Raw genomic sequence first — 23,765 nt, 5'->3', positions numbered from 1 at the left:
AAGGCTTATAGAACAGGAGCTGATATAATGGATCATTTAAAAGAAACGACTCTTTCCTCAAAGGAAATTTTTAAGGGAAGAGTGATTGATGTATATTTAGAAGAGGTTGAATTGCCTAATGGAAAAACAAGCACCCGTGAAATTGTTAAACATCCTGGAGCAGTAGCGGTTATCGCAATAACGCCTGAAAATAAAATTTTAATGGTTGAACAATTTCGTAAACCGCTTGGACGAACACTTGTTGAGATCCCGGCAGGTAAGCTTGAAAAAGGTGAACAGCCACTAGCGACGGCAAAAAGAGAGCTTGAGGAAGAAACAGGCTATACATGCAGTAATCTGAAGCCGCTCATTTCGTTTTATGTATCACCGGGCTTTGCAGATGAGCTTGTCCATTTATTTATTGCAGAGAATTTGGAAAAGCTAACAAATGCTGCAGAATTAGATGAAGATGAATTTTTAGATGTATTGGAGGTGACGTTAGAGGAAGCGCAAGAAATGATCGAAAGCAAACGCATTTATGATGCAAAAACAGCCTATGCTGTTCAATATTTGCAGCTTAAGCAGGCGCTCCGCTAAAAAACAATGAACAGTTATTTTGCTGATTTACATATTCATATTGGTCAAACGACTTCAGGAAAGCCAGTAAAAATAACGGCATCTCGCTCCCTTACATTGGAAAATATATTGGTAGAAGCAAGCGAGCATAAAGGCATTGATATCGTTGGTATTATTGATTGTCATGTCCCAGAGGTATTGCTTACATTAAAAAAGCTTGTCGAAACCGGAGAATGTATGGAATTAGAAACCGGTGGCATACGCTTTTTGGATACTACTTTAATTCTCGGGACTGAACTTGAAATCTATGATGAAGCCTGCAAAGGGCCGATTCATGTTTTGGCATTTATGCCGTCACTTGAAAAAATGGAGGAGTTTTCTACTTGGCTCTCCAAAAGGTTGACAAATATTAACCTTAGTTCACAAAGGATCTATGAAAAAGGAATAACATTACAAAAGGTTGTAAAAAGCCTTGGGGGTTTATTTATCCCTGCTCATATTTTTACACCGCATAAAAGCTTGTATGGAAGTGGTGTAGTAAAGTCGTTAGAGGAAGTTTTTGATGGCAGCTTAATTGATGCGGTTGAATTAGGTTTAAGCTCAGATACGATGATGGCAGACCAAATTGATGAGCTTCAGCACTATACTTTTTTAACAAATTCAGACGCCCATTCCTTACCGAAAATAGGAAGAGAATATCAAAAGCTCCTATTAGAGGAGCCAAGCTTTTTAGAGCTGAAAAAGGCGCTGGCTGAAGAAGGTGGCAGGAGAATCCAAGCGAATTACGGCTTAAATCCTTATTTAGGGAAATATTATGAAACAACCTGTGAAAAATGCGGCTTAAAGCCGAATGGCCAACAGGAATGCGAAAACTGCGGCAGTACACGGTTTGTAAAAGGTGTTTCAAAACGGCTTAAAGAATTATCGGAGGGAATCAAAGGTAGCAGAGTACGTCCTCCCTATATTCATCAAGTACCGCTTCAATTTATTCCAGGCATTGGTCCAAGAACATTGGATAAGTTAAAGGATATGTTTGGAACAGAGATGAATATTTTACACGAAGTACCTAAACATGAACTTCAAAAGGTCGTAACGGAGAAAATTGCTGATTATATCGCAGCTGCAAGAGAAGGCCGACTTCAAGTGAACTCAGGCGGCGGAGGAACGTATGGAAAAGTGACTGGCATTTAAAAGAAGAAGCTGTCTCAAAAAGGTATGCCCCCATCTGAGACAGCTTCTTTTCGTTTTTACAAAAGCTACGATAAAACTTATGATTGAATAAACAAATAAGTTTGTGTGGAAGTATGCTAAGGCTGCTTCTTTGAACAACGGGACAGGGGAGACAGGAACCTAAGCAGACGCATAGCGCTGAGCTTTAGTTGAGCGCCTCTAAGGAAAAACAACAGACTGGTACATAAGGACTTTTATAAAAAGGGAAATCTAGTAACAATTCTAACTCCTCTTTAAGTTTTTTAAGTCATAGATTAGCAATCCTCTCATATACTCTAGTAAGTGAATGACGGGAGGAAATAATTATGCGTAAACAACCGCCAGTTAGTGAAATGATGAAACAGCATCTTAAGGAACATTCATCCATTTATCTGTTTGTTTTTGTCCTATTTTTGATGGGGGTTATATTTGGCGCGATCATTGTTAATAGTATGAACTTAAGTCAAAAGGAAGATTTATATTACTATTTAAATCGTTTTTTTGGACAAGTTGCTGAAGGAAAAGTTGCAAGCTCAGCGGATATGTTTCATCAGAGCTTTTTTCATAACTTGAAATACTTAGGACTAATGTGGATTTTAGGTATATCCATCATCGGTCTGCCAGTGATCTTAGTTATGTTGTTTATTAAAGGCATAGTGGTAGGCTTTACAGTCGGCTTTTTGGTTAACCAGTTAGGATTAAAGGGCTTTTTATTATCATTTGTCACAGTGCTGCCTCAAAATGTCTTACTCATTCCAGCGTTTATCATTATGTGCTCTGTTGCCATTGCATTTTCATTAAAGATCATAAAACAGCTATTTGTAAAAAAATCAAACAGCTTAGAGGCGCCGTTCACCTTATTTATGAGATACGTAATTGTCTTTTTGTTTATCGGAGTGATGGCTATTGCAGCTTCAGGCTTTGAAGCATATGCATCACCATTTTTAATGAAGAATATTGTGGAGTTTGTAAGTAAATAATAATGATTATTAGATGATATTAGTTCTTTTTGTTAGATTATAATCATTTTAGTTGGACACTTTCCTTCCTGATGATATATAATAGGTTTTGGGAACGCGGCGAGGGAGGAAGAGTACTTATGGAAAACCGCATTGATCGGATCAAGAAGCAGCTGCATTCTGCTAGTTATAAGCTGACACCGCAGCGTGAAGCAACTGTTCGGGTACTGCTAGAAAATGAAGAAGATCATTTAAGTGCTGAAGATGTATACCTTCTTGTTAAAGAAAAAGCACCCGAAATTGGCTTAGCAACTGTGTATCGAACATTGGAATTGTTAACCGAATTAAAAGTTGTCGATAAAATAAACTTTGGTGATGGCGTTTCAAGATACGACCTTCGTAAAGAAGGGGCAGCACATTTTCATCACCATTTAGTATGCATTGAATGTGGTTCTGTCGCTGAAATTGAAGAAGACTTACTTGAAGACGTAGAAGAAATAGTTGAAAGTAAATGGAAATTTAAAATAAAAGATCACCGCTTAACATTTCACGGAATATGTGTGAAATGTCAAGAAAAAGTGGATAATGAACAAGAAGATAATAGTGAGTTGAACAAAGTCTAACAAACATCGTTAGGCTTTTTTTATTCGTTTGAAAAATCCATGTATAAAGTTTGTCCTTTTTGGCATATCTTCTAATAATCGCAGTAAATTCTCCTTTAAAGATATGATCCTTCAAAAGGCTTGCTAAACACCGGAAAACCGGATAAATCATTCATAACATGGAGGTTCTTTATGATTCGTTGGCTAAAAACAATTAGAGATATGGTAAAAGTGTTTATTTTATTTACTGGATTTACGATTTTATTCTATTATGCTATCATGTGGGTGAACTTAGAATACCAGGAACTGCATCGATATGATCAACCAGAAGGTGCAGCATTAAAGGTTACGAAAATGGTAAACAATGAAGAAGAAAGCTGGTATAACAGATTACTTTTCTTTATAGACAATGGGGAGTAGACGATTTTGAAGGATCAAATAAAAGATTTCATCCATTATTTAATAGTAGAACGAGGTTTATCAAATAATACAATCATGTCCTATGAACGAGATTTGAAAAGCTACCAAAAGCATTTAGTGGAAAAGCAGCAGGTTGAAACGTTTAATGATGTAACCCGTCTTCATATTATTCAATTTTTAAAAGCATTAAAAGAAGCAGGAAAATCTAGTAAAACAATTGCTAGACATACCGCTTCGATCCGTTCATTCCATCAATTTTTACTTAGAGAAAAACAAGCTGACCAAGATCCATCTGTTTTAATCGAGTCACCTCAATTAGAAAGAAGCTTACCTAAAATTCTTTCACTGCAAGAAGTTGAAAAGCTTCTTGATACCCCTAAGCTTACAACACCATTTGGCTACCGAGATAAAGCAATGCTTGAGCTTTTATATGCAACAGGAATCCGTGTTAGTGAAATGATCAATTTGAATTTAACAGATATTCATTTAACTATGGGGTTCATTCGCTGCTTCGGAAAAGGGAATAAAGAACGGATTGTACCAATTGGCCAAACGGCTACAGAGGTTATCACAAATTATATTGAAAAGGGAAGACCAAAGCTATTAAACGCAAAGCAGCCGACAGAGGCCCTTTTCGTCAACCACCATGGGAAACGAATTACCCGGCAAGGCTTTTGGAAGAACTTAAAGAAAATTGCTCTGGAAGCAAGAATTGAAAAAGAACTTACCCCGCATACACTAAGGCATTCCTTTGCCACACATTTACTCGAAAATGGAGCAGATTTAAGAGCCGTGCAGGAAATGCTTGGTCATGCAGATATTTCAACGACACAAATCTATACACATGTTTCAAAAGCTCGATTAAAGGATGTCTACAATCAATTCCATCCAAGGGCATAACAGGCATCTCCAAGTACGGGATGCTTTTTTATTGTTAGGAAATTTTAAAATTGTTGGACTGTGGATAGAGCTTTGACATCCAGCTCCAGCGCCTAGCCTCTCTAGGGTCTAGCCAATTTAGAATAGAAGGCAAAGAACGCCTTCTATTCATGAGCTTCTTATTTGCCTTAGGCTGATCAAGGCGCTTACGCTTTTCTTAGTTGATTTAAAAGTTGTCATTTATCATGAAAGGGGTTTATAATGAAAATAACGAAAGGTTGTCAGACTTCTGACAAGTTGGCGTTATCGAATGGAATAAGCTGATATAAGGAACAGTAAAATGAGATAGTAAAGGAGGATTTGGATGTCAAATTATACATATAAACGAATTTTTTTAATTGTAATGGATTCAGTTGGCATTGGAGAGGCCCCTGATGCAGATAAATTTAATGATCTTGGATCTGATACACTTGGTCATATAGCAGAGCATATGGGTGGATTGCATATGCCGAATATGGCAAAGCTCGGACTCAGCAATATTCGAGAAATAAAAGGGGTACAAAAACAAGATCAGCCATTAGCTTTTTATACTAAAATGCAGGAAGCTTCTACGGGCAAAGATACAATGACAGGACATTGGGAGATTATGGGTCTAAATATTAAAAAACCATTTAAAGTATTTCCAGATGGGTTTCCAGCCGAGCTCATTCATGATTTAGAAGCCAAAACAGGACGAAAAATTATTGGAAATAAACCTGCATCAGGCACAGAAATACTAGATGAATTAGGCGAAGAGCATATGAAAACAGGAGCTTTAATCGTCTATACTTCTGCGGATTCCGTATTGCAAATCGCTGCACATGAAGACATTGTACCTTTAGATGAATTATATAAAATTTGTGAAATTGCTCGTGAAATGACATTAGATGAAAAATATATGGTTGGACGGATCATTGCTCGTCCATTTATAGGGGAGCCTGGAAATTTCACAAGAACAGCGAATCGTCACGATTATGCATTAAAACCATTTGATCGTACGGTCATGAATGAACTTAAAGATAGCGGCTATGATGTTTTGGCAATTGGAAAGATTTCTGATATTTATGATGGAGAAGGAATTACAAAGTCTATAAGAACAAAATCTAATATGGATGGAATGGATAAATTAATTGATACGTTAGGGATGAACTTTACCGGTATCAGCTTTGTTAACCTAGTAGATTTTGATGCATTATTCGGTCATCGCCGTGATCCCGCTGGTTATGGAAAAGCGCTTGAGGAATTTGATAACAGACTGACTGAAGTCCTTGAGAAATTAACTAAGGAAGATCTGCTTATCATCACGGCTGACCATGGAAATGATCCAATACACCACGGAACAGATCATACAAGAGAATATGTACCATTACTCGTTTATAGTCCGAGATATAAAGCTGGCAAAGAGCTGCCGTTAAGAAATACATTTGCCGATGTTGGCGCAACGATTGCTGATAACTTCAACGTAAAGCTGCCTGAATATGGAAAAAGTTTCTTAGCGGAGTTGAAGGAGGATGGATCTAAATGAATTATGGAAATATTAAAGAAGCTGCAGACTATTTAAAGGGAAAATATAAAGATACACCAAAGATCGGCCTAATTTTAGGCTCCGGCCTGGGAGTTTTAGCCGAAGAAATCGAAAAGCCTGTAAAAATTCCTTATCATGAGATTCCGAACTTCCCTGTTTCCACAGTTGAAGGGCATGCAGGGCAGCTCGTTTTTGGACGATTAAAGGATGAGAATGTCATTGTGATGCAAGGTCGTTTTCATTTTTATGAAGGATATAACTTAGATAAAGTCACTGCACCAGTTCGCGTCATGAAGGAATTAGGAGTCGAAACGTTGATCGTTACAAATGCTGCAGGCGGGATTAATGAAGCTTTCGAAGCGGGAGATTTGATGCTAATTACCGATCATATCAATAATATGGGGACAAACCCGTTAATCGGGCCGAATGATGCTAATATAGGTGTCCGTTTTCCGGATATGTCAGAAAGCTACAGTAAAAAACTAAGAGAATTGGCAAAACGTACTGCGAAGGAGTTAAATATTAAGCTTCAAGAAGGCGTTTATGTAGCGAATACCGGCCCATCGTATGAAACTCCGGCAGAAGTCCGTGCTCTCCGAATAATTGGAGGAGACGCGGTAGGGATGTCAACAGTACCGGAAGTTATTATAGCAAGACATGCCGGATTAAATGTGTTAGGAATCTCCTGTATTTCAAATATGGCAGCAGGTATTTTGGATCAGCCATTATCACATGATGAAGTAATGGAAACAACCGAAAAAGTACGTTCTAATTTCTTAAAGCTCGTAAAAAGCATTATAGAGAAGATCGACTAATACGTATATAAGGGTGAGATTAAGCATGAGAATGGTAGACTTAATTGAAAAAAAAAGAGATGGTCAGGAATTAACAAAAGAAGAAATCAACTATATTATTAAAGGATATACAGCTGGTGATATTCCGGATTACCAAATGAGTGCATTAACAATGGCGATTTTCTTCCAAGGAATGACCGATAATGAACGTGCAGAGCTTACAATAGCAATGGTCGAATCTGGTGATAAAATCGACTTAAGCGAAATCGAAGGTATAAAAGTAGATAAGCACAGCACAGGTGGAGTCGGCGACACAACTACATTAGTATTAGGACCATTAGTGGCAGCAGTTGGTGTACCAGTAGCAAAAATGTCAGGACGCGGATTAGGTCACACAGGCGGAACTATTGATAAGCTTGAGTCAGTACCAGGTTTTCATGTAGAGATTGAAAACAAGAAATTTATCGAGCTAGTCAACAAAAACAAGCTTGCCGTCATCGGACAAAGCGGAAATTTAACTCCAGCTGATAAAAAACTATATGCACTCAGAGATGTAACAGCTACCGTAAACAGCATACCACTTATTGCCAGCTCAATCATGAGTAAAAAAATTGCAGCAGGTGCTGATGCAATTGTATTGGATGTTAAAACAGGTGCTGGAGCATTCATGAAAGATTTAGAAGGTTCAAAAGAACTAGCAAAAGCGATGGTAGACATTGGAAATTTAGTTGGCCGCAGAACAATGGCGATTATTTCTGACATGAGCCAGCCATTGGGCTTTGCAATCGGCAATGCCCTTGAAGTAAAGGAAGCCATCGATACGTTAAGCGGAAAAGGACCAAAGGATTTAGAAGAATTATGCTTAACACTAGGCAGTTATATGGTTCTTTTAGCAGAAAAGGCAGACTCGCTTGACGAGGCACGTGCAAAGCTTGTTGAAGTAATAGAAAACGGCAAGGCATTAAATACATTAAAGAGATTCCTGGAAGCACAAGGTGGTGACGGATCAGTCGTCGAAGACCCAGATAAATTACCGAAAGCCGAATTTATTACGGAATTAGAGGCAAAAGAAGACGGCTATGTTTCGGAAATCATCGCAGATTCAGTCGGAACAGCTGCCATGCTGCTTGGTGCAGGCCGTGCTACTAAGGAATCGGAAATTGACTTAGCTGTCGGCTTAGTTTTAAATAAAAAAATCGGTGATACCGTTAAAAAAGGCGAGTCACTTGTGACGATCCATAGTAATCGTAAAGATGTAGAAGATGTGAAGAAAAAACTTTACGGAAGTATCACGGTTACGGAAAATTCAGTTAACGCACCGAAATTAATTTATGCAACGGTTGAATAGGGTTTATAAGAACCACAGCCTTAGAGCTGTGGTTTTTTGTGAGAAATAAACAATTTAGATGTCTTAACACCTCTTTCATCTAACACTTCTTCTACAAGATTCTCTCTTCTTTAAACTTCAACATAACAGGCAGCCTTGTGAAAGGCGCTATCATCTTTCATTCGTGTAAACTAATATAAAAAAGTCTTACATTTCAAGTATAATTTCCCTTCCATTGGAAAAAATGGAATGTATAAAGAATGGAGGGCTTATGAAATGAAACGGATATTTTCATGTTTAACGCTTATAGCGATGCTTCTTTCTGTTACACCAGCGGCATTTGCTGCTAAAGAATCTACTACTGTTGAACTTGCAGATAAAGCGAAGTCAGCTGTTTTAATCGAACGAGATACAGGAACGATTTTGTACGATAAAAATAGTAATGAAAAGCTTCCTCCAGCAAGTATGACAAAAATAATGACAATGCTTTTAATTATGGAAGCGCTTGAAAAAAATCAAATAAAATGGGATGAAAAAGTACGCACAAGCGAATATGCTGCATCAATGGGAGGTTCGCAAATTTTTTTAGAGCCCGGTGAAGAAATGACTGTTGAGCAAATGCTAAAAGGAATTGCGATCGGGTCTGGAAATGATGCTTCCGTTGCCATGGCTGAAAAAATTGCAGGATCAGCCGATGAGTTTGTCAATATGATGAATGAAAAAGCAGCTGAGTTAGGCTTGAAAAATACGCATTTTAAAAACCCGACAGGCTTACCTGAGAATGGCCATTATAGCTCCGCATATGACATGTCGATTATGGCAAAAGAGTTATTAAAATATGAGGAAATTACAAAGTTTACTGGTAAATATGAGGACTACTTACGTGAGGGAACCGAGAAAAAATTCTGGCTCGTCAATACGAATCGCCTTGTAAAATTTTATCCAGGTGTAGATGGAGTAAAAACCGGCTTTACGAATGAAGCAAAGTATTGTTTAACAGCAACTGCAAAAAAAGATAATATGCGTGTGATTGCGGTTGTATTCGGAGCAGATACTCCTAAAGATCGGAATGCACAGGTTACAAAAATGCTCGATTATGCATTTAGTCAATATCAGACACATCCTCTTTTTGAAAAAGATCATGTGTTGACAAGGGTAAAGGTAAGCAAAGGCAGTGATAAAGAAGCGAATTTAATGACATCTGAACCGATTTCTGTCCTTACCAAAAAGGGAGAAACCGTTGATGATGTAACCCAGGAAATTGTCTTGGAAAAGAATGTTCAGGCTCCTATTAAAAAAGGGGATGAACTAGGATCTCTCGTGTTGAAAAAAGAGGGAAAAGTAATTGCTGAAAGCAAATTAGTTGCCGAAAAAGATGTCACATCGGCAAATTGGTGGAAGTTATTCAAACGTGTGATGGGTGATTTTACAAAGACTAGCTAATGTTGCCGAATAACCACTAGTTTTGTCACCATGCAGGAAAATAAAGCTTCAATCAAGAATGACTCTTTATCCAGAATTTAAGGAGGGGTAAAACCTTGAGTCTAGCAATTGAACTTGATGTGAAGGAAGCTGTTTTATGCATTCGACTTTCAGGTGAGCTTGATCATCATGCAGCTGAAGAATTGCGTTCAAAAGTAACGGAAACGTTAGCCGCAAATCCTATCAAGCATATTGTGTTAAATCTAGAAAAATTGACGTTTATGGATAGCTCTGGTTTGGGCGTAATACTCGGAAGATACAAACAAATTAAAGCTACAGGCGGAGAGATGGTTGTATGTGCGATTTCTCCTGCTGTTAAACGATTATTTGATATGTCAGGGTTATTTAAAATTATCCGCTTGGAAGATAATGAGCCTAAAGCGTTGCAAACATTGGGGGTGGCGTCATGAAAAATGAAATGAACCTCCAATTTTCGGCACTTAGTCAAAATGAATCGTTTGCAAGGGTAACGGTTGCAGCATTCATTGCCCAACTAGATCCAACGATGGATGAATTAACGGAAATTAAAACAGTGGTTTCTGAGGCTGTAACCAATGCCATCATTCATGGATATGAAAATGATCCGAATGGAATTGTTTATATTTCAGTCACGTTAGAGGATGGAGTCATCCATATGACGATTCGTGATGAAGGGATCGGAATTCCTGACGTTGATGAAGCAAGGCAGCCTTTATATACAACAAAGCCAGAACTTGAACGATCAGGCATGGGCTTTACCATCATGGAGAACTTTATGGATGAAATTTCTGTAGAGTCGTTAGAAACAAAAGGGACAACAGTCAGGCTGACAAAACATTTATCGAAAAGTAAAGCTTTATGCAATTAAAGGGAGACTTGCTATGGATGTGGAGGTCAAGAACAATCAATCAAAAACACAGTTAAAGGACCATGAAGTCAAGGATTTAATTCACCGTAGTCAAGAAGGTGACCAAGAGGCTCGTGATCTAATCATTCAAAAAAATATGCGCCTTGTTTGGTCGGTTGTTCAGCGCTTTTTGAACCGCGGCTATGAACCTGATGATTTGTTTCAAATAGGAAGCATTGGTTTACTAAAATCTGTTGATAAATTTGATTTATCCTATGATGTGCGATTTTCAACCTATGCTGTACCAATGATTATCGGTGAAATCCAACGTTTTATTAGAGATGATGGGACAGTTAAGGTTAGTCGATCACTAAAGGAGCTAGGGAATAAAATCCGGCGTGCTAGAGATGAGCTCTCGAAAACAATGGGGAAGGTACCCACTGTAGCAGAAATCGCAAACTACTTAGATATTTCTCCCGAAGATGTGGTTCTCGCACAAGAAGCTGTAAGAGCACCTTCATCCATCCATGAGACCGTTTATGAAAATGATGGAGATCCGATTACCTTACTCGATCAAATTGCAGACCATACCGAAACGAAATGGTTTGACAAAATTGTGTTAAAGGATGCCATTCGTGATCTCGATGAACGAGAAAGACTTATCGTATACTTGAGGTATTATAAAGACCAAACACAATCTGAGGTTGCAGATCGGTTAGGAATTTCCCAGGTTCAAGTTTCGCGACTTGAAAAAAAGATCTTGCAGCAAATGAAAGATAAAATGAATCAATAAACAGAACAAAAGCGCAAGCGCCTTGGTCATCGCCGTACAAACTGGAGGAGCATCGACTGAGATAAAGGAAACACGGTAAGCGAAGCGAACCGATGTTGACTTATCGTAGGGAGATGATCTGAAGTTTGTTAGGCGATAGGCGCTGGAGCTGGATGTCGCAGTGCTTATCCACAGTTCAATGAATTTTATATAATTTCCTAAACATGAAAAAAGCTGACTCAAGCATCGGGTCAGCTTTTTTCGTGTTTGAAAAAATAAACGATTCTTCCATGGTAATTATTGGACTTCAGCTTAAGATTGCATGATTAAAATTGTCCGTAAGCATACTACATATACGGGATAAAGAATGGAGCTGTAAAATCTCAGCATTTCCTTTATAGCAAATCAAATCATTAGGAAGTGAATCTTGATGGAAAAGACGGTATATATAAGACTTCGTCATCGCATTCAAGCCCACCCTAACGATGTAATTACGATTGATAAAGTCGCACTCGTCGTCGGTGATAAGGAGTTGACGCAAAAGCTAAGAGAACTTTTCATTCATAAAATAAAACCAAGTGATAAAAATATGGTGGTCATTGATGTCATGCACGTAATAAAAGAAGTACATAAATTTGATCCCCATATTGATGTCCAAGCAATTGGTGCATCTCAAACAATTGTTGAAATTGTATTTGAAAAGAAAAAGCTTTCACCGTTATTATTTTGCGCTGTTTGGTTACTGCTCTTTATTGGAGCAGGGCTTGCAATCATGAATTTTCATGAGGATGTGAGCATGCAGCAGGTTCACCAGCGAATTCATAAACTCGTAACTGGTAAGGCAAATGCCCAACCGCTCCTGCTGCAAATTCCATATTCACTTGGCTTAGGGTTGGGAATGGTGTTGTTTTTTAATCATTTATTTAAGAAAAGAATTAACGAGGAACCAAGTCCCTTAGAGGTTGAAATTTTTAATTATCAGTTGGATTTAGATAAGTATGTTGCAATGAATGAAAATAAGGAGAACTTAAACGAAACAAATGAAGATCGTTGAAAGTTTATTCTTAATTATCATTGGCTTATCAGGGGGATTAGTAGTTGGTTCCGGATTTGTAGCGTTTTTAGCGGTACTTGGAATTATTCCTAGACTGACTCAGCTAACAAAAACGTATCAATTTATCCATGTATATGAATGGGCGATTATTCTCGGGGCGGTTTTGACAGGCTGGATAAGTTTAAGAGATACGATCCTATTTCAGTCAGCATTTTGGCTGATCCCCATCGGTCTCTTTAGCGGGATGTTTGTTGGCATGCTGGCTGCCGCCTTAACAGAAGTCTTAAATGTTTTTCCGATTTTAGCAAAGCGGATCGGTTTAGGAGATAAAGTTATTATTTTATTAATGGCCATTGTGTTAGGAAAAATTTTTGGTTCGCTTTTCCACTGGGTCTATTTTGTTAATCATTAAAGGGAGGTAGCAGTATGGCAAAACCTAAAATGAAGGAAGATTATAAAAACCAGATTAAGAATTACCAGCCAAAACCGCCATATTTCCTTAATTGTCTTAAGGCATTTATTATCGGCGGACTTATTTGTTTGTTAGGTCAATGTGTACAAAATTTTTATATGAATGTGATGAATTTTTCAGAGAAAGATGCCGGTAATCCGACAGTTGCCACATTAATTCTTATTTCAGCCCTTTTAACTGGATTTGGGATTTATGATAAGTTAGGGCAGTTTGCAGGTGCTGGCTCAGCGGTTCCAGTTACTGGTTTTGCCAATTCCATGGCAAGCGCTGCAATCGAGCATCGAAGTGAAGGAATTGTATTAGGAGTTGCAACAAATATGTTTAAGTTGGCTGGAAGCGTCATTGTTTTTGGTGTAGTTGCTGCCTACATTGTTGGGATCATTCGTTATTTTTACGGAATTGTATTTTAGGGTGAGGTGACGCTGATGAAGTTAACAGGTAAACAAACATGGCAATTTGAAAATCCATTATTCGTTCAATCTAGCGGTACAGCGGTGGGACCGAAGGAAGCTGATGGACCATTAGGGCAGCATTTTGATGTAAAACATAAAGAGCTCCATTGTGGCGAGGATAATTGGGAGCTTGCTGAAAGAAGATTAATGGAGCAAGCAATTGAGCAATGTCTCACAAAAGGAAATAAAGCAATCGGTGATATTGATCTTTTGTTAGCTGGAGATTTGTTGAATCAAAATGTTACAGCGAATTATGTTGCCAGACATGTAAATATTCCTTTTTTATGTATGTTTGGGGCATGTTCAACCTCAATGGAAACGGTAGCTGTAGGATCTGCATTAGTAGATGGAGGGTTTGCTGGCCGTGTTATCGCCGCGACTAGCAGCCATAATGCAACAGCAGAAAGACAGTTCCGTTATCCGACAGAATATGGCGGGCAAAAGCCAGATACAGCAACATTTACCGTCACAGGATCAGGGGCGGTGTTAATCAGTAAAGAGGTAAGCAATATCCGAATAACATCAGCAACAATCGGAAAGGTTGCTGACCTAGGAATTAAGAATCCTTTCGACATGGGTTCAGCAATGGCACCTGCTGCTGCAGATACGATTGCCCAGCATTTGAAGGATTTAAACAGAACACCTGATGATTATGATTTGTTCTTAACAGGTGATTTGTCTGGTGTAGGGAGTCCAATTGTAAAAGAAATGCTTAAGGAAGAAGGCTTTGATGTTCATGATAAACATAATGATTGCGGATTAATGGTGTATCGACCAGATCAAAAAGTATTTGCTGGTGGCAGCGGCTGTGCTTGCTCGGCAGTCGTGACATATAGCCATATCTTTAATGAATTAGAGCAAGGAAACTTGTCCCGTGTTTTCGTCGTAGCAACTGGAGCATTATTAAGCCCGACAATGATTCAACAAAAAGAATCGATTCCTACCATTGCACACGGAGTTGTATTTGAAAGAACGGATAGGAGTGTGAATAGCTAATGGAATACGTAATAGCATTCCTTGTCGGCGGAGCGATTTGTGTCATTGGACAACTGCTTTTAGATGTTTTCGGATTAACTCCGGCACATGTCATGAGTACTTTTGTTGTATCAGGAGCGATCTTAGATGGCTTTGGCATATATGATAAATTAATTGATTTTGCTGGTGCAGGAGCAACCGTACCGATCACGAGCTTTGGTCATTCTCTACTCCATGGTGCAATGGAAAAAGCTAATGAACATGGATTTATTGGAATAGGAATGGGGATCTTTGAATTAACCTCAGCCGGTATTTCTGCTGCGATCTTGTTTGCTTTTATTATGGCACTTATTTTCAAACCGAAAGGATAGGATGAAACATTGACAAAAAAACGAAAGGTCATCTTAGTAACAGATGGGGATGAGTATGCTGCACGAACAGTTGAATATGTAGCAGCTAAAATAGGTGGCAGAGCCATTTCCAGGTCTCAGGGAAATCCAACTACATTAACTGGACCGGAAATTGTTCAGCTCATCCTCGAGGCTAAAAATGACCCGGTTTTTGTCATGTTTGATGATTGTGGCCTCTTAGGTGAAGGTGCAGGTGAAACAGCCTTAAAATATGTAGCAGAGCATCAGCGAATTGAGGTGCTAGGTGTAATCGCTGTTGCATCTAAAACACATCAGACCGAATGGGCAAGAGTGGATGTTAGTATTGACCGATTTGGTGAGTTAACAGAATATGGAGTAGATAAAAGTGGGTTAAAGGATCTTGAGGTTGGCAGAATAAGTGGTGATACCGTTTATTGTCTAGATTTACTAGATGTTCCGATAATAGTCGGGATAGGGGACATTGGCAAAATGGCTCGAAAGGACAGCGTGAATAATGGATGTCCCGTCACGATGAAGGCAGTAGAACTTATTTTAGAAAGGAGCGGTTATCATGACAACAAAGACTGATAAAAAGCCAATCTCAGCGAATCTTGCAGAAAATGAACAGTTCTTTAAAAGCCATGTAGGATTGAATACAAGCTTTGATTTAGGAATTCGAAAGCTTACGATAACAGATTATCGAGTAAATTTATATTATGTGAACGGTTTATGTGATACAGCTTATATTACACAATTATTAAGACAGCTCTTAATGATTAAAGATGATCAGGTTGAAAATTTAAAGTTTAAAGAGTTACTTGAAAATCAGCTTGTTAATCAATCGGTTGAAAAAATTTATTCATTGGATGATGTAGTTGATCAAGTTTTATCTGGATTAGTTGTCTTTTTAATAGAAGACACAACTTACGGTTTAGTTGTTGATGTGCGCAGCTACCCAGGCAGACAGCCGCAAGAGCCTGATACTGAAAAAATTGTTCGTGGCGCAAGAGATGGGTTTGTTGAAAATATCATCGTCAATACTGGACTCATCAGACGAAGAATTAGAGATGAAAGATTAAGATATGAAATGATGAGAATAGGGGAACGTTCAAAAACAGACGTATGTATTGCGTATGTTGAAGATGTAGTCGATCCTGGCCTTGTCAAAACAATAAAGAAAGAATTAGAAACCATTAAAATTGATGGTATAACAATGGGCGATAAATCTGTAGAAGAATTTTTAGTAAGACAGGGGTATAATCCATATCCATTAGTTCGTTATACGGAGAGGCCCGATGTAGCGGCAAACCATTTGCTAGAAGGGCATGTTATTATCATTGTCGATACCTCTCCAAGTGTTATTATCACACCTACAACGATCTTTCATCATGTCCAGCATGCTGAAGAGTACCGCCAAGCACCTGCAGTAGGTACTTTCCTTAGATGGGTTCGTTTTTTAGGGATTCTCGCTTCCGTTTTTTTATTGCCAATCTGGTTTTTATATTCGATTGAACCTACTTTATTACCTGAAAAGATAGATTATATTGGTCCAAATGAGAAAAAAAATATCCCGATCGTGGTACAAATTTTTCTCGCAGATTTTGGGTTGGAATTTTTAAGGATGGCGGCTATTCACACACCGACAGCCCTGTCAACGGCAATGGGGTTAATTGCTGCAGCTTTAATTGGTGAAATCGCGATCAATGTCGGTTTATTTGTACCTGAAGTAATCCTTTATGTAGCAATTGCAGGGATTGGAACATTTGCAACTCCAAGTTATGAGCTTAGCGTTGCCAATAAGATGGTTCGTTTAGTCTTGCTAACTGCTGTTGCTTTATTCCATTTGGAAGGATTAATCATTGGTTGTACAGTGATTTTAATTTTCCTTGTTAGTATAAAGTCTTTAAATACCCCTTATCTATGGCCTTTCTTGCCATTTAATGCAAAGGCCTTATGGCAAATTATCGTGCGGACGACTGTTCCAGGTGCAAAGCTTAGACCAAGTATCGTCCATCCGCAGAATGTAAAAAAACAGCCAGATTAGGTAAAGCGACATTGAAAGTGCCCCTTATTTATGATATTGTATGTTTAATTTATAAAGGATTTTTCGTAACAGACAGTTACTTGCCTGCTGGGTGTTAACTGTCTTTTTTTCCTTTTTAGTTAAAATGAATGGCTTCTTATCAATTGATGTTTTTTACACAATGAGCGATAGGTTACAATCGTTCATAAGTAAAAGGAACATTTTATAACTAGCCTATATATAGAAAGAGGGGATACAAGGTGTTCTTACATGGTACAAGTAAGAAAAATGATTCAGGACATTTAGAAATAGGCGGAGTTGATACGGTTACATTAGCTAAAGAGTATGGTACACCTCTTTATATTTATGATGTAGCTTTAATTAGAGAGCGTGCAAGAAGCTTTAAGCAGGCATTTGAAAATATGGGTGTAAAAGCGCAAGTTGCGTATGCGAGTAAAGCCTTTTCTTCGATTGCGATGTTCCAATTAATTAATGAAGAAGGCTTGTCTTTGGACGTTGTGTCTGGTGGAGAGCTTTTTACAGCCATCACTTCAGGTTTTCCGGCCTCAAGAATTCATTTGCATGGCAATAATAAAAGTCGTGCAGAGTTAAAAATGGCGTTAGACCATGAAGTTGGTTGTATTGTGGTTGATAATTTTTACGAAATTGAGCTTATCGATGAACTTTCAAAGGAATACAGCAGAAAAGTACCGATTCTTTTACGTGTAACACCTGGTGTTGAAGCACATACACATGATTATATTACAACGGGCCAGGAAGATTCTAAGTTTGGCTTTGGCTTGCTAAATGGTCAAATTGAACAAGCTATGAAAACTGTACTTGATTCTGAAGGTATTCATTTATTAGGTATTCACTGTCATATCGGATCGCAAATTTTTGATACAGCTGGATTTGTTTTAGCTGCAGAAAGAGTTTTTGAAAAAATAAACGCTTGGAAGGAAGAATTTTCGTATATCCCAGAGGTTGTTAACTTAGGTGGTGGCTTTGGTATCCGATATACAAAAGAGGATGAACCGCTGCCAGCAACTTATTATGTTGAACAAATTGTAGAAGCGGTAAAAAAACAGGTCGATGACATGGGAATCACGATGCCTGAAATTTGGATTGAACCAGGCCGCTCCCTTGTAGGTGATGCTGGTACAACGCTTTATACAGTTGGATCGAAAAAAACAGTACCAAATATTAGGGAGTATGTAGCGATCGATGGTGGTATGAGCGATAACATTCGTCCTGCACTTTATCAAGCAAAATATGAAGCTGTGTTAGCGAACAGAGTAACTGAAAATCATGACAAGACGGTTTCAATTGCCGGGAAATGCTGTGAAAGCGGGGATATGTTAATTTGGGATTTACCATTGCCAGAGGTTCAAGCAAAAGATCTATTAGCTGTTTTCTGTACAGGAGCCTATGGTTATTCCATGGCCAATAATTACAACAGAATCCCTCGTCCTGCAGTGGTATTTGTAGAAAATGGAGAAGCACAGCTAGTGATAAAACGAGAAAGCTATGAAGATCTGATTATGAATGACCTGCCTTTAAAATCAAAAGTATCACAAGGCTGAAGTTCGTTAAGATATAACTAAAAAGTTTGGCAATTATCTAATTTTATAAAAACAAAAGAAGTGAAATTCTTGAGAATTTCACTTCTTTTGTTTTTGTTTATCTTTGTTAATCGAAATTTAAATTTTTATACTGTGGATAAGCACACAGTATCAAACTACTGTGCCTAGCCCCTCTAGGGTCTAACTCTTAAGCTGATTGTTCATTATTTGTAAAGATTGAAATGATCGCATTCCATAAAGCGATAAAAAAATCTTCAACTTGTTGTAAAAAGGTTTGACCTTCCTCAGAGTTCAGGAATTTTGATATTTTATCTCTTGCTTGCTCAAGCTGCTGACCAACCTGATTCCAGTCAATATTAATGTCTTTCATTTTATTAAATAGGTCGATCAAGCTGTTAATATCTTCTTCTGATAACGTAATCCCTAGTTCATTTGCTGAGTCTTCAATTAAAGCCCGAAGATCGGCATCAGTTTCTGGAACACCATTTTTCGCGATTTCATCTTTTATTTTCGCCATAAGAGCAGAGGCGTTTTCTGCACCAACCTCATCACCAAGCTTTGCTGTAGTGACTAGTTCCTCATTTGCAACCTGTTTTACATCCTCAGGAATCGCTTCATCTGCGGAAACCTCATAGGCTTTGATTAATCCTGTCAACGCCGCAGTACCTGAAACCTCAAATGGCGCTGTCACATAAATTGTTGCATCTTTCACCCCAGCAGTCATTAGAGCATTTAAATACATCTCATCTGTTACCCAATTAATATTTTTAGTAGATACTTCAAGTCCTGATCCTTCCTGTTCAATTGTAATACTAGAAGAAGAAATCGCTTTTGTACCAATTGTGGCTTTAGGAATATATTTTCCTAAATATTTATGCTCTTCCTCATTTGAAACAGTAATAATTTGATTTTCTTCAGTCGCATTCATTTCTGTTAATAGTTGTTGTCTTTGCTGTGGTGTTAAATCCTCTCCAAGTGTAATAATGAGATCACCAACCACTGCATCAGCGTGGCTAAGTGATGGGAATGCAAACAAAATTATCGTAATTAAGCTTAATATAACCTTTTTCAAAGGGATAACCTCCTTGAGCTGTAAAGCAATTTCATCAGGCTCTATCTATATATAGTGATTTTTATCAGTATTATATAGCCTGTTCTAAGTTTCAATAACTTAAACGTAAGGGTATCATGTTTCTAATCGTATGACAATATCGGGCTTTTTAAAAGTTTAAGTATAACTTTCTGTACTTAGTTTTTGTGTCTAGCTCCAGCGCCTAGCCCCTCTAGGGTCTAGCCACTCATGAATTGAAGGCAAAGAACGCCTTCTATTCATATGCGTCTTATTTGCCCTAGGCTGATCAAGGCGCTTGCGCTTTTCTTATGATTGATCTTATTTGCTGTTCACTCCTTGAATATAGTAGAATAGAATGGTGTTCATGTCTATTAGACGTATTATATTTATTGGAGGTTTCATACATATGAAAAAAGCACAAATTACAATGGAAAATGGAGATACAATCGTTTTTGAATTATTTGAAAATGAAGCACCTGGTACTGTAGCAAACTTTGAAAAATTAGCAAATGAAGGATTTTACAACGGTTTAACGTTCCACCGTGTCATTCCTGGATTTGTTGCACAAGGCGGTTGCCCACACGGAACAGGTACAGGCGGTCCTGGTTACACAATTAAATGTGAAACAGAAGGCAACCCGCATAAGCATGAAGCGGGTTCACTATCAATGGCGCATGCTGGAAAAGATACAGGCGGCAGCCAATTCTTCATCGTACATGAACCACAACCGCATTTAAATGGTGTCCATACTGTGTTTGGCAAGGTCATTGAAAACCTAGAGGCTGTTTATAAAATTAAGCCGAATGATGTGATGAAGGAAGTAAAAGTATTCGAAGAGTAAGGTTGAAAAGGATGACGATAATGGACATGCCATTTGCGTCATCCTTCTTTTATTTTTGTATACTTCTTGCTTCTGAAGAATAATTTATTATAATTAACGAGCTTTATGATTGCGTTTCTCACATTATACGGATAAAATAAATTTATAACTTCATATTTCGTTTTACATTCTTCGGGGCAGGGTGGAATTCCCTACCGGCGGTGATGAAGCTTTAAATAGCTTCTTAGTCCGTGACCCGTTAACAAATGTTAACGGTGGATCTAGTGAAACTCTAGAGCCGACAGTTAAAGTCTGGATGGGAGAAGAATTGCGCGAATTTTTTGCGGTGTATTAAAATCTGTTAAAAAATTTTGATTTTAATACTCTTATTTGACGTACTCAAATATCAATTTCTCAACTTACAAGCCCTTAGTCTGCCGACTTAGGGCTTTTATTATTATGTAAACGTAAATATGGTCATTATATTAAAGGGAGGTTGAATGGCAGTTTCGTTTTACGTTAGAAGAACAAAAGGTTTTCTAGAAGCTGTAACAAAGAGAGGGAAGGCTGATGTTTACAGGAATTATCGAAGAAATTGGAACAATTAAAAGTGTTCAAGGTTCGAAAGACGCTATTGTTTTTACGATCGGTGCAAAAAAGATTATGAATGATATTTCCTTAGGAGATAGTATTGCAGTTAACGGTGTTTGTTTAACGGTAACAGAGTATAATTCTGCTACTTTTTCTGTAGATGTCATGCCAGAGACTGTGAAAAGTACGTCTCTAAACCAATTAAAACAAGGATCAATGGTTAATTTGGAAAGGGCTATGGCTGCAAATGGCCGATTTGGCGGCCATTTTGTTTCAGGACATGTGGATGGAATTGCAAAAATTATTAAAAAACAGCGTGTTTCAAATGCTGTCTATTATGAATTGCAGCTTTCTGAAGAGTTAACAGAAACATTAATTCATAAGGGTTCGATTACAATTGATGGCATTAGCTTGACGATTTTTGGCTTAGAAAAAGACAAAGTAATGATTTCAATTATTCCACATACTTTGACAGGAACGATTCTAGGTACTAAGGATGTTGGAGACATTGTGAATATTGAATGCGATATGATAGGAAAATATATAAAGAAATTTTTAAATCAACAGGTAAATCCTAAAAGCTCTTCATTAAGTAAATCATTTTTAGAAGAAAATGGCTTTTATTAATGATAGGAAAACGAAATTAAATGAAGGGGGCTTGACAATGTTTAATAAAATTGAAGATGCGATTGCTGATTTAAAAGAAGGAAAGGTTATTATCGTAGTAGATGACGAGGATCGCGAAAACGAAGGGGATTTTGTCTCCTTAGCTGATATGGTGACACCTGAAACGATTAACTTTATGATAAAGCATGGTAGAGGGCTGGTTTGTGTACCGATTACTGAAAATCAAGCGAAAAGATTAGATCTTTCTCCAATGGTAAATCAAAATACTGACCCGCATGGAACGGCCTTTACAGTTAGTGTTGATTATAAAACAAATTCTACTGGAATCAGCGCCTTTGAACGTGCAGACACCGTACGAGCCCTATTATCAGATGACACAAAGCCGGCAGATTTCAAACGTCCTGGCCACACATTTCCATTAGTGGCAAAAGAGGGTGGGGTGCTTCGGAGAGCCGGGCATACAGAAGCAGCTGTAGACCTTTCTATTTTATGTGGTGCAAAACCAGGCGGTGTTATCTGTGAAATCATTAAAGAAGACGGAACAATGGCAAGGGTGCCTGATTTACTAATATTAGCTAAGCAGTTGGATTTAAAAATGATTACAATCAAGGATTTAATTCAATACCGCAATCGCAGTGAAAAACTGGTAAAAAGGGAAATTGAAATTGAATTGCCAACAGAATTTGGTTCTTTTAAAGCGATCGGGTATTCAAATTTATTAGATAATAAAGAACATATTGCGCTTGTAAAAGGTGAAATCTCAGCTGATGAACCTACATTAGTACGGGTGCATTCCGAATGCTTAACTGGCGATGTTTTTGGATCTTACAGATGTGATTGTGGCCCACAATTGCATGCAGCGCTTGCCCAAATCGAAAAAGCTGGCAAAGGTGTGCTGTTATATATGCGCCAAGAAGGCAGAGGCATTGGTCTGCTGAACAAAATGAGAGCATATAAGCTTCAAGAAGAGGGCTATGATACAGTTGCTGCAAATGAGAAGCTGGGCTTCGCACCTGATTTAAGAGACTATGGAATCGGTGCGCAAATTTTGAAAGATTTAGGGATTGAAAAAATGAAGTTATTAACAAATAACCCAAGAAAAATTGCCGGTCTTGAAGGATATGGTTTAACGGTTTTAGATCGAGTCCCTATCGAGATGCCTGCAAGAGAAGAAAATGAACATTACTTAAGAACTAAGTATGAAAAATTGGGTCATTTTTTACATTTTTAATACAAACATAATTTGGAGGAATGAAAAATGAAAACATTTGAGGGTCATTTAATAGGTAGCGGATTAAAGGTTGCGATCGTTGTCGCTCGTTTTAATGAATTCATCACATCAAAACTTTTAGGTGGAGCCGAGGACGGCTTAAGAAGACATGGTGTTGAAGAAGAGAATATTACAGTGGCTTGGGTGCCTGGTGCCTTTGAATTACCGTTAGTTGCTAAAAAGCTAGCTGAATCAGGTAATTATGATACTGTTATTACTTTAGGTACAGTTATTCGAGGTTCAACAACACATTATGATTACGTATGTAATGAAGCTGCTAAAGGAATTTCTAAAGCATCAATGGATACAGGAGTTCCTGTAGTATTTGGAGTCTTAACGACCGAAACAATTGAGCAAGCGGTAGAAAGAGCTGGAACAAAAGCAGGCAATAAAGGCTATGAGGCTGCTGTTACAGCGATCGAAATGTCAAATTTACTTAAAGCCCTACATTAATTTTCCTAAAAGTGTTTAAAATCGATAAAAAACTGTTTATAATGTTGTGAGAAGTGGTTTTTCTAAAAAGAGCTATTGTTCTTGGATTCGGATATCACACTCTCGTACTTATCTTACTATTTTATCGGTGTAAAATATTGCTTTCGCTTTTTAGGGAGCTATTTCGTTAATGAGGGGTATATATGTTAATACGTTATAAGAAGAGTTTTGAAAAAATTGCAATGGGCCTCCTGTCATTTATGCCGGCGGAAAAGGATCTGAAGCAATTGCAACAAACAGTTAAACAGTATGAAACCGCAGGTGATTGGCAGTTGTTTCTATGGAAGCAAGAAGAGGATATTATCGGTGCAATTGGAGTTGTTCTTAAAGGTGATGAGCTTGTAGAAGTTCAGCATATCTCAGTGAACCCATCCCATCGCCAGCAGGGTATTGGTAAACGTATGGTAAATGCAGTGAAAGACCTCTACAAAAACAAATCTGTTGTTCCTAATGACGAAACAGAAGCATTTTTTAAAAAGTGTAATAGTGATGATGACAAGGATTGTTAGAAAAAGAAAAAGGCTGTCTCAGAGGGGTTTTCCCTTTTTGAGACAGCCTTTATTTTTAAAAAGTA

Annotated in this window: 27 protein-coding genes and 1 riboswitch; of the genes, 26 read left to right on the top strand and 1 reads right to left on the bottom strand. The window is 37.9% G+C overall.

Features of this window, described 5'->3' with window-relative positions:
- The first annotated feature begins 27 nt into the window (after positions 1 to 27).
- The 21 genes from Q1B07_RS08535 to lysA all read left to right on the top strand — a co-directional run bounded on the left by Q1B07_RS08535 (position 28) and on the right by lysA (position 18,319).
- Entirely contained in the window at positions 28 to 576 is a 549-nt protein-coding gene (locus Q1B07_RS08535; protein ID WP_299088190.1) for an NUDIX hydrolase, read from the top strand.
- 6 nt (positions 577 to 582) lie between these two features.
- A complete protein-coding gene (locus Q1B07_RS08530; RefSeq protein ID WP_299088192.1) occupies positions 583 to 1,746 on the top strand; it encodes an endonuclease Q family protein in 1,164 nt (387 codons plus the stop codon).
- A gap of 344 nt (positions 1,747 to 2,090) precedes the next feature.
- Positions 2,091 to 2,744: a stage II sporulation protein M gene (gene spoIIM / locus Q1B07_RS08525; RefSeq protein WP_299088193.1), complete on the top strand. Its 654-nt coding sequence runs from the start codon at positions 2,091 to 2,093 to the stop codon at positions 2,742 to 2,744.
- A gap of 119 nt (positions 2,745 to 2,863) precedes the next feature.
- A complete protein-coding gene (locus Q1B07_RS08520) occupies positions 2,864 to 3,346 on the top strand; it encodes a Fur family transcriptional regulator (RefSeq protein ID WP_299088195.1) in 483 nt (160 codons plus the stop codon).
- A gap of 171 nt (positions 3,347 to 3,517) precedes the next feature.
- Positions 3,518 to 3,745 carry a YqzK family protein gene (locus Q1B07_RS08515; protein WP_299088197.1) on the top strand — a complete coding sequence of 76 codons (228 nt, stop codon included), beginning with the start codon at positions 3,518 to 3,520 and terminating at the stop codon, positions 3,743 to 3,745.
- Positions 3,746 to 3,751: 6 nt separating this feature from the next.
- Positions 3,752 to 4,645: a site-specific tyrosine recombinase XerD gene (gene xerD / locus Q1B07_RS08510; RefSeq protein WP_299088199.1), complete on the top strand. Its 894-nt coding sequence runs from the start codon at positions 3,752 to 3,754 to the stop codon at positions 4,643 to 4,645.
- Positions 4,646 to 4,988: 343 nt separating this feature from the next.
- Entirely contained in the window at positions 4,989 to 6,188 is a 1,200-nt protein-coding gene (gene deoB / locus Q1B07_RS08505) for a phosphopentomutase (protein WP_299088200.1), read from the top strand.
- Positions 6,185 to 7,003 carry a purine-nucleoside phosphorylase gene (locus Q1B07_RS08500; RefSeq protein ID WP_299088201.1) on the top strand — a complete coding sequence of 273 codons (819 nt, stop codon included), beginning with the start codon at positions 6,185 to 6,187 and terminating at the stop codon, positions 7,001 to 7,003. The genes deoB and Q1B07_RS08500 overlap by 4 nt, the downstream gene beginning before the upstream one ends.
- Before the next feature lie 25 nt (positions 7,004 to 7,028).
- Positions 7,029 to 8,330 carry a pyrimidine-nucleoside phosphorylase gene (locus Q1B07_RS08495; protein WP_299088203.1) on the top strand — a complete coding sequence of 434 codons (1,302 nt, stop codon included), beginning with the start codon at positions 7,029 to 7,031 and terminating at the stop codon, positions 8,328 to 8,330.
- Between the two features lie 255 nt (positions 8,331 to 8,585).
- Positions 8,586 to 9,752 (top strand): D-alanyl-D-alanine carboxypeptidase family protein, encoded by a 1,167-nt coding sequence (locus Q1B07_RS08490; protein ID WP_299088205.1) that lies wholly within the window; start codon positions 8,586 to 8,588, stop codon positions 9,750 to 9,752.
- A 95-nt stretch (positions 9,753 to 9,847) separates the two neighbouring features.
- A complete protein-coding gene (gene spoIIAA / locus Q1B07_RS08485; protein WP_299088206.1) occupies positions 9,848 to 10,201 on the top strand; it encodes an anti-sigma F factor antagonist in 354 nt (117 codons plus the stop codon).
- Positions 10,198 to 10,638 (top strand): anti-sigma F factor, encoded by a 441-nt coding sequence (gene spoIIAB / locus Q1B07_RS08480; protein WP_299088207.1) that lies wholly within the window; start codon positions 10,198 to 10,200, stop codon positions 10,636 to 10,638. The genes spoIIAA and spoIIAB overlap by 4 nt, the downstream gene beginning before the upstream one ends.
- Before the next feature lie 13 nt (positions 10,639 to 10,651).
- A complete protein-coding gene (sigF, locus tag Q1B07_RS08475) occupies positions 10,652 to 11,410 on the top strand; it encodes an RNA polymerase sporulation sigma factor SigF (protein ID WP_299088208.1) in 759 nt (252 codons plus the stop codon).
- Between the two features lie 409 nt (positions 11,411 to 11,819).
- Positions 11,820 to 12,443, top strand: a complete 624-nt coding sequence (locus Q1B07_RS08470) for a stage V sporulation protein AA (protein ID WP_299088210.1) — start codon at positions 11,820 to 11,822, stop codon at positions 12,441 to 12,443.
- A complete protein-coding gene (locus tag Q1B07_RS08465) occupies positions 12,430 to 12,855 on the top strand; it encodes a stage V sporulation protein AB (protein ID WP_299088213.1) in 426 nt (141 codons plus the stop codon). Before Q1B07_RS08470 ends, Q1B07_RS08465 begins: the two co-directional genes overlap by 14 nt.
- Positions 12,856 to 12,869: 14 nt before the next feature.
- Complete coding sequence (gene spoVAC, locus Q1B07_RS08460) at positions 12,870 to 13,325, top strand: stage V sporulation protein AC (protein WP_299088214.1); 456 nt, start codon at positions 12,870 to 12,872, stop codon at positions 13,323 to 13,325.
- A 15-nt stretch (positions 13,326 to 13,340) separates the two neighbouring features.
- Positions 13,341 to 14,363 (top strand): stage V sporulation protein AD, encoded by a 1,023-nt coding sequence (gene spoVAD / locus Q1B07_RS08455; RefSeq protein WP_299088216.1) that lies wholly within the window; start codon positions 13,341 to 13,343, stop codon positions 14,361 to 14,363.
- On the top strand, positions 14,363 to 14,713 hold the full coding sequence (spoVAE, locus tag Q1B07_RS08450; protein WP_299088218.1) for a stage V sporulation protein AE: 351 nt from the start codon (positions 14,363 to 14,365) through the stop codon (positions 14,711 to 14,713). The genes spoVAD and spoVAE overlap by 1 nt, the downstream gene beginning before the upstream one ends.
- A gap of 9 nt (positions 14,714 to 14,722) precedes the next feature.
- The gene (locus Q1B07_RS08445) at positions 14,723 to 15,301 is read left to right on the top strand and encodes a stage V sporulation protein AE (protein ID WP_299088221.1); all 579 of its coding nucleotides are present in this window, start codon (positions 14,723 to 14,725) and stop codon (positions 15,299 to 15,301) included.
- On the top strand, positions 15,285 to 16,757 hold the full coding sequence (locus tag Q1B07_RS08440; protein WP_299088224.1) for a spore germination protein: 1,473 nt from the start codon (positions 15,285 to 15,287) through the stop codon (positions 16,755 to 16,757). The genes Q1B07_RS08445 and Q1B07_RS08440 overlap by 17 nt, the downstream gene beginning before the upstream one ends.
- Before the next feature lie 239 nt (positions 16,758 to 16,996).
- The gene (gene lysA, locus Q1B07_RS08435; protein WP_299088227.1) at positions 16,997 to 18,319 is read left to right on the top strand and encodes a diaminopimelate decarboxylase; all 1,323 of its coding nucleotides are present in this window, start codon (positions 16,997 to 16,999) and stop codon (positions 18,317 to 18,319) included.
- Positions 18,320 to 18,506: 187 nt separating this feature from the next.
- On the opposite strand, the gene Q1B07_RS08430 is transcribed toward lysA, so the two are convergent.
- Positions 18,507 to 19,391 carry a DUF1002 domain-containing protein gene (locus tag Q1B07_RS08430; protein WP_299088230.1) on the bottom strand — a complete coding sequence of 295 codons (885 nt, stop codon included), beginning with the start codon at positions 19,389 to 19,391 and terminating at the stop codon, positions 18,507 to 18,509.
- A gap of 406 nt (positions 19,392 to 19,797) precedes the next feature.
- Between Q1B07_RS08430 and Q1B07_RS08425 the strand changes: the two genes are divergently transcribed.
- The 5 genes from Q1B07_RS08425 (at position 19,798) to Q1B07_RS08405 (ending at position 23,700) form a co-directional block, all read left to right on the top strand.
- Positions 19,798 to 20,232, top strand: a complete 435-nt coding sequence (locus tag Q1B07_RS08425) for a peptidylprolyl isomerase (protein WP_299088232.1) — start codon at positions 19,798 to 19,800, stop codon at positions 20,230 to 20,232.
- Between the two features lie 163 nt (positions 20,233 to 20,395).
- Positions 20,396 to 20,543, top strand: a riboswitch (FMN riboswitch).
- Between the two features lie 238 nt (positions 20,544 to 20,781).
- Positions 20,782 to 21,429, top strand: a complete 648-nt coding sequence (gene ribE / locus Q1B07_RS08420) for a riboflavin synthase (RefSeq protein ID WP_299088235.1) — start codon at positions 20,782 to 20,784, stop codon at positions 21,427 to 21,429.
- 37 nt (positions 21,430 to 21,466) lie between these two features.
- Positions 21,467 to 22,660, top strand: a complete 1,194-nt coding sequence (locus Q1B07_RS08415) for a bifunctional 3,4-dihydroxy-2-butanone-4-phosphate synthase/GTP cyclohydrolase II (RefSeq protein WP_299088236.1) — start codon at positions 21,467 to 21,469, stop codon at positions 22,658 to 22,660.
- Positions 22,661 to 22,687: 27 nt separating this feature from the next.
- Entirely contained in the window at positions 22,688 to 23,152 is a 465-nt protein-coding gene (gene ribE / locus Q1B07_RS08410; RefSeq protein WP_299088239.1) for a 6,7-dimethyl-8-ribityllumazine synthase, read from the top strand.
- A 182-nt stretch (positions 23,153 to 23,334) separates the two neighbouring features.
- Positions 23,335 to 23,700: a GNAT family N-acetyltransferase gene (locus Q1B07_RS08405; RefSeq protein ID WP_299088241.1), complete on the top strand. Its 366-nt coding sequence runs from the start codon at positions 23,335 to 23,337 to the stop codon at positions 23,698 to 23,700.
- The last annotated feature ends 65 nt before the right edge of the window (positions 23,701 to 23,765 follow it).

The sequence above is a fragment of the uncultured Metabacillus sp. genome, assembly GCF_947503125.1.
GTDB lineage: Bacteria > Bacillota > Bacilli > Bacillales > Bacillaceae > Metabacillus.
This window is presented reverse-complemented; position numbering and strand designations above follow the sequence as displayed.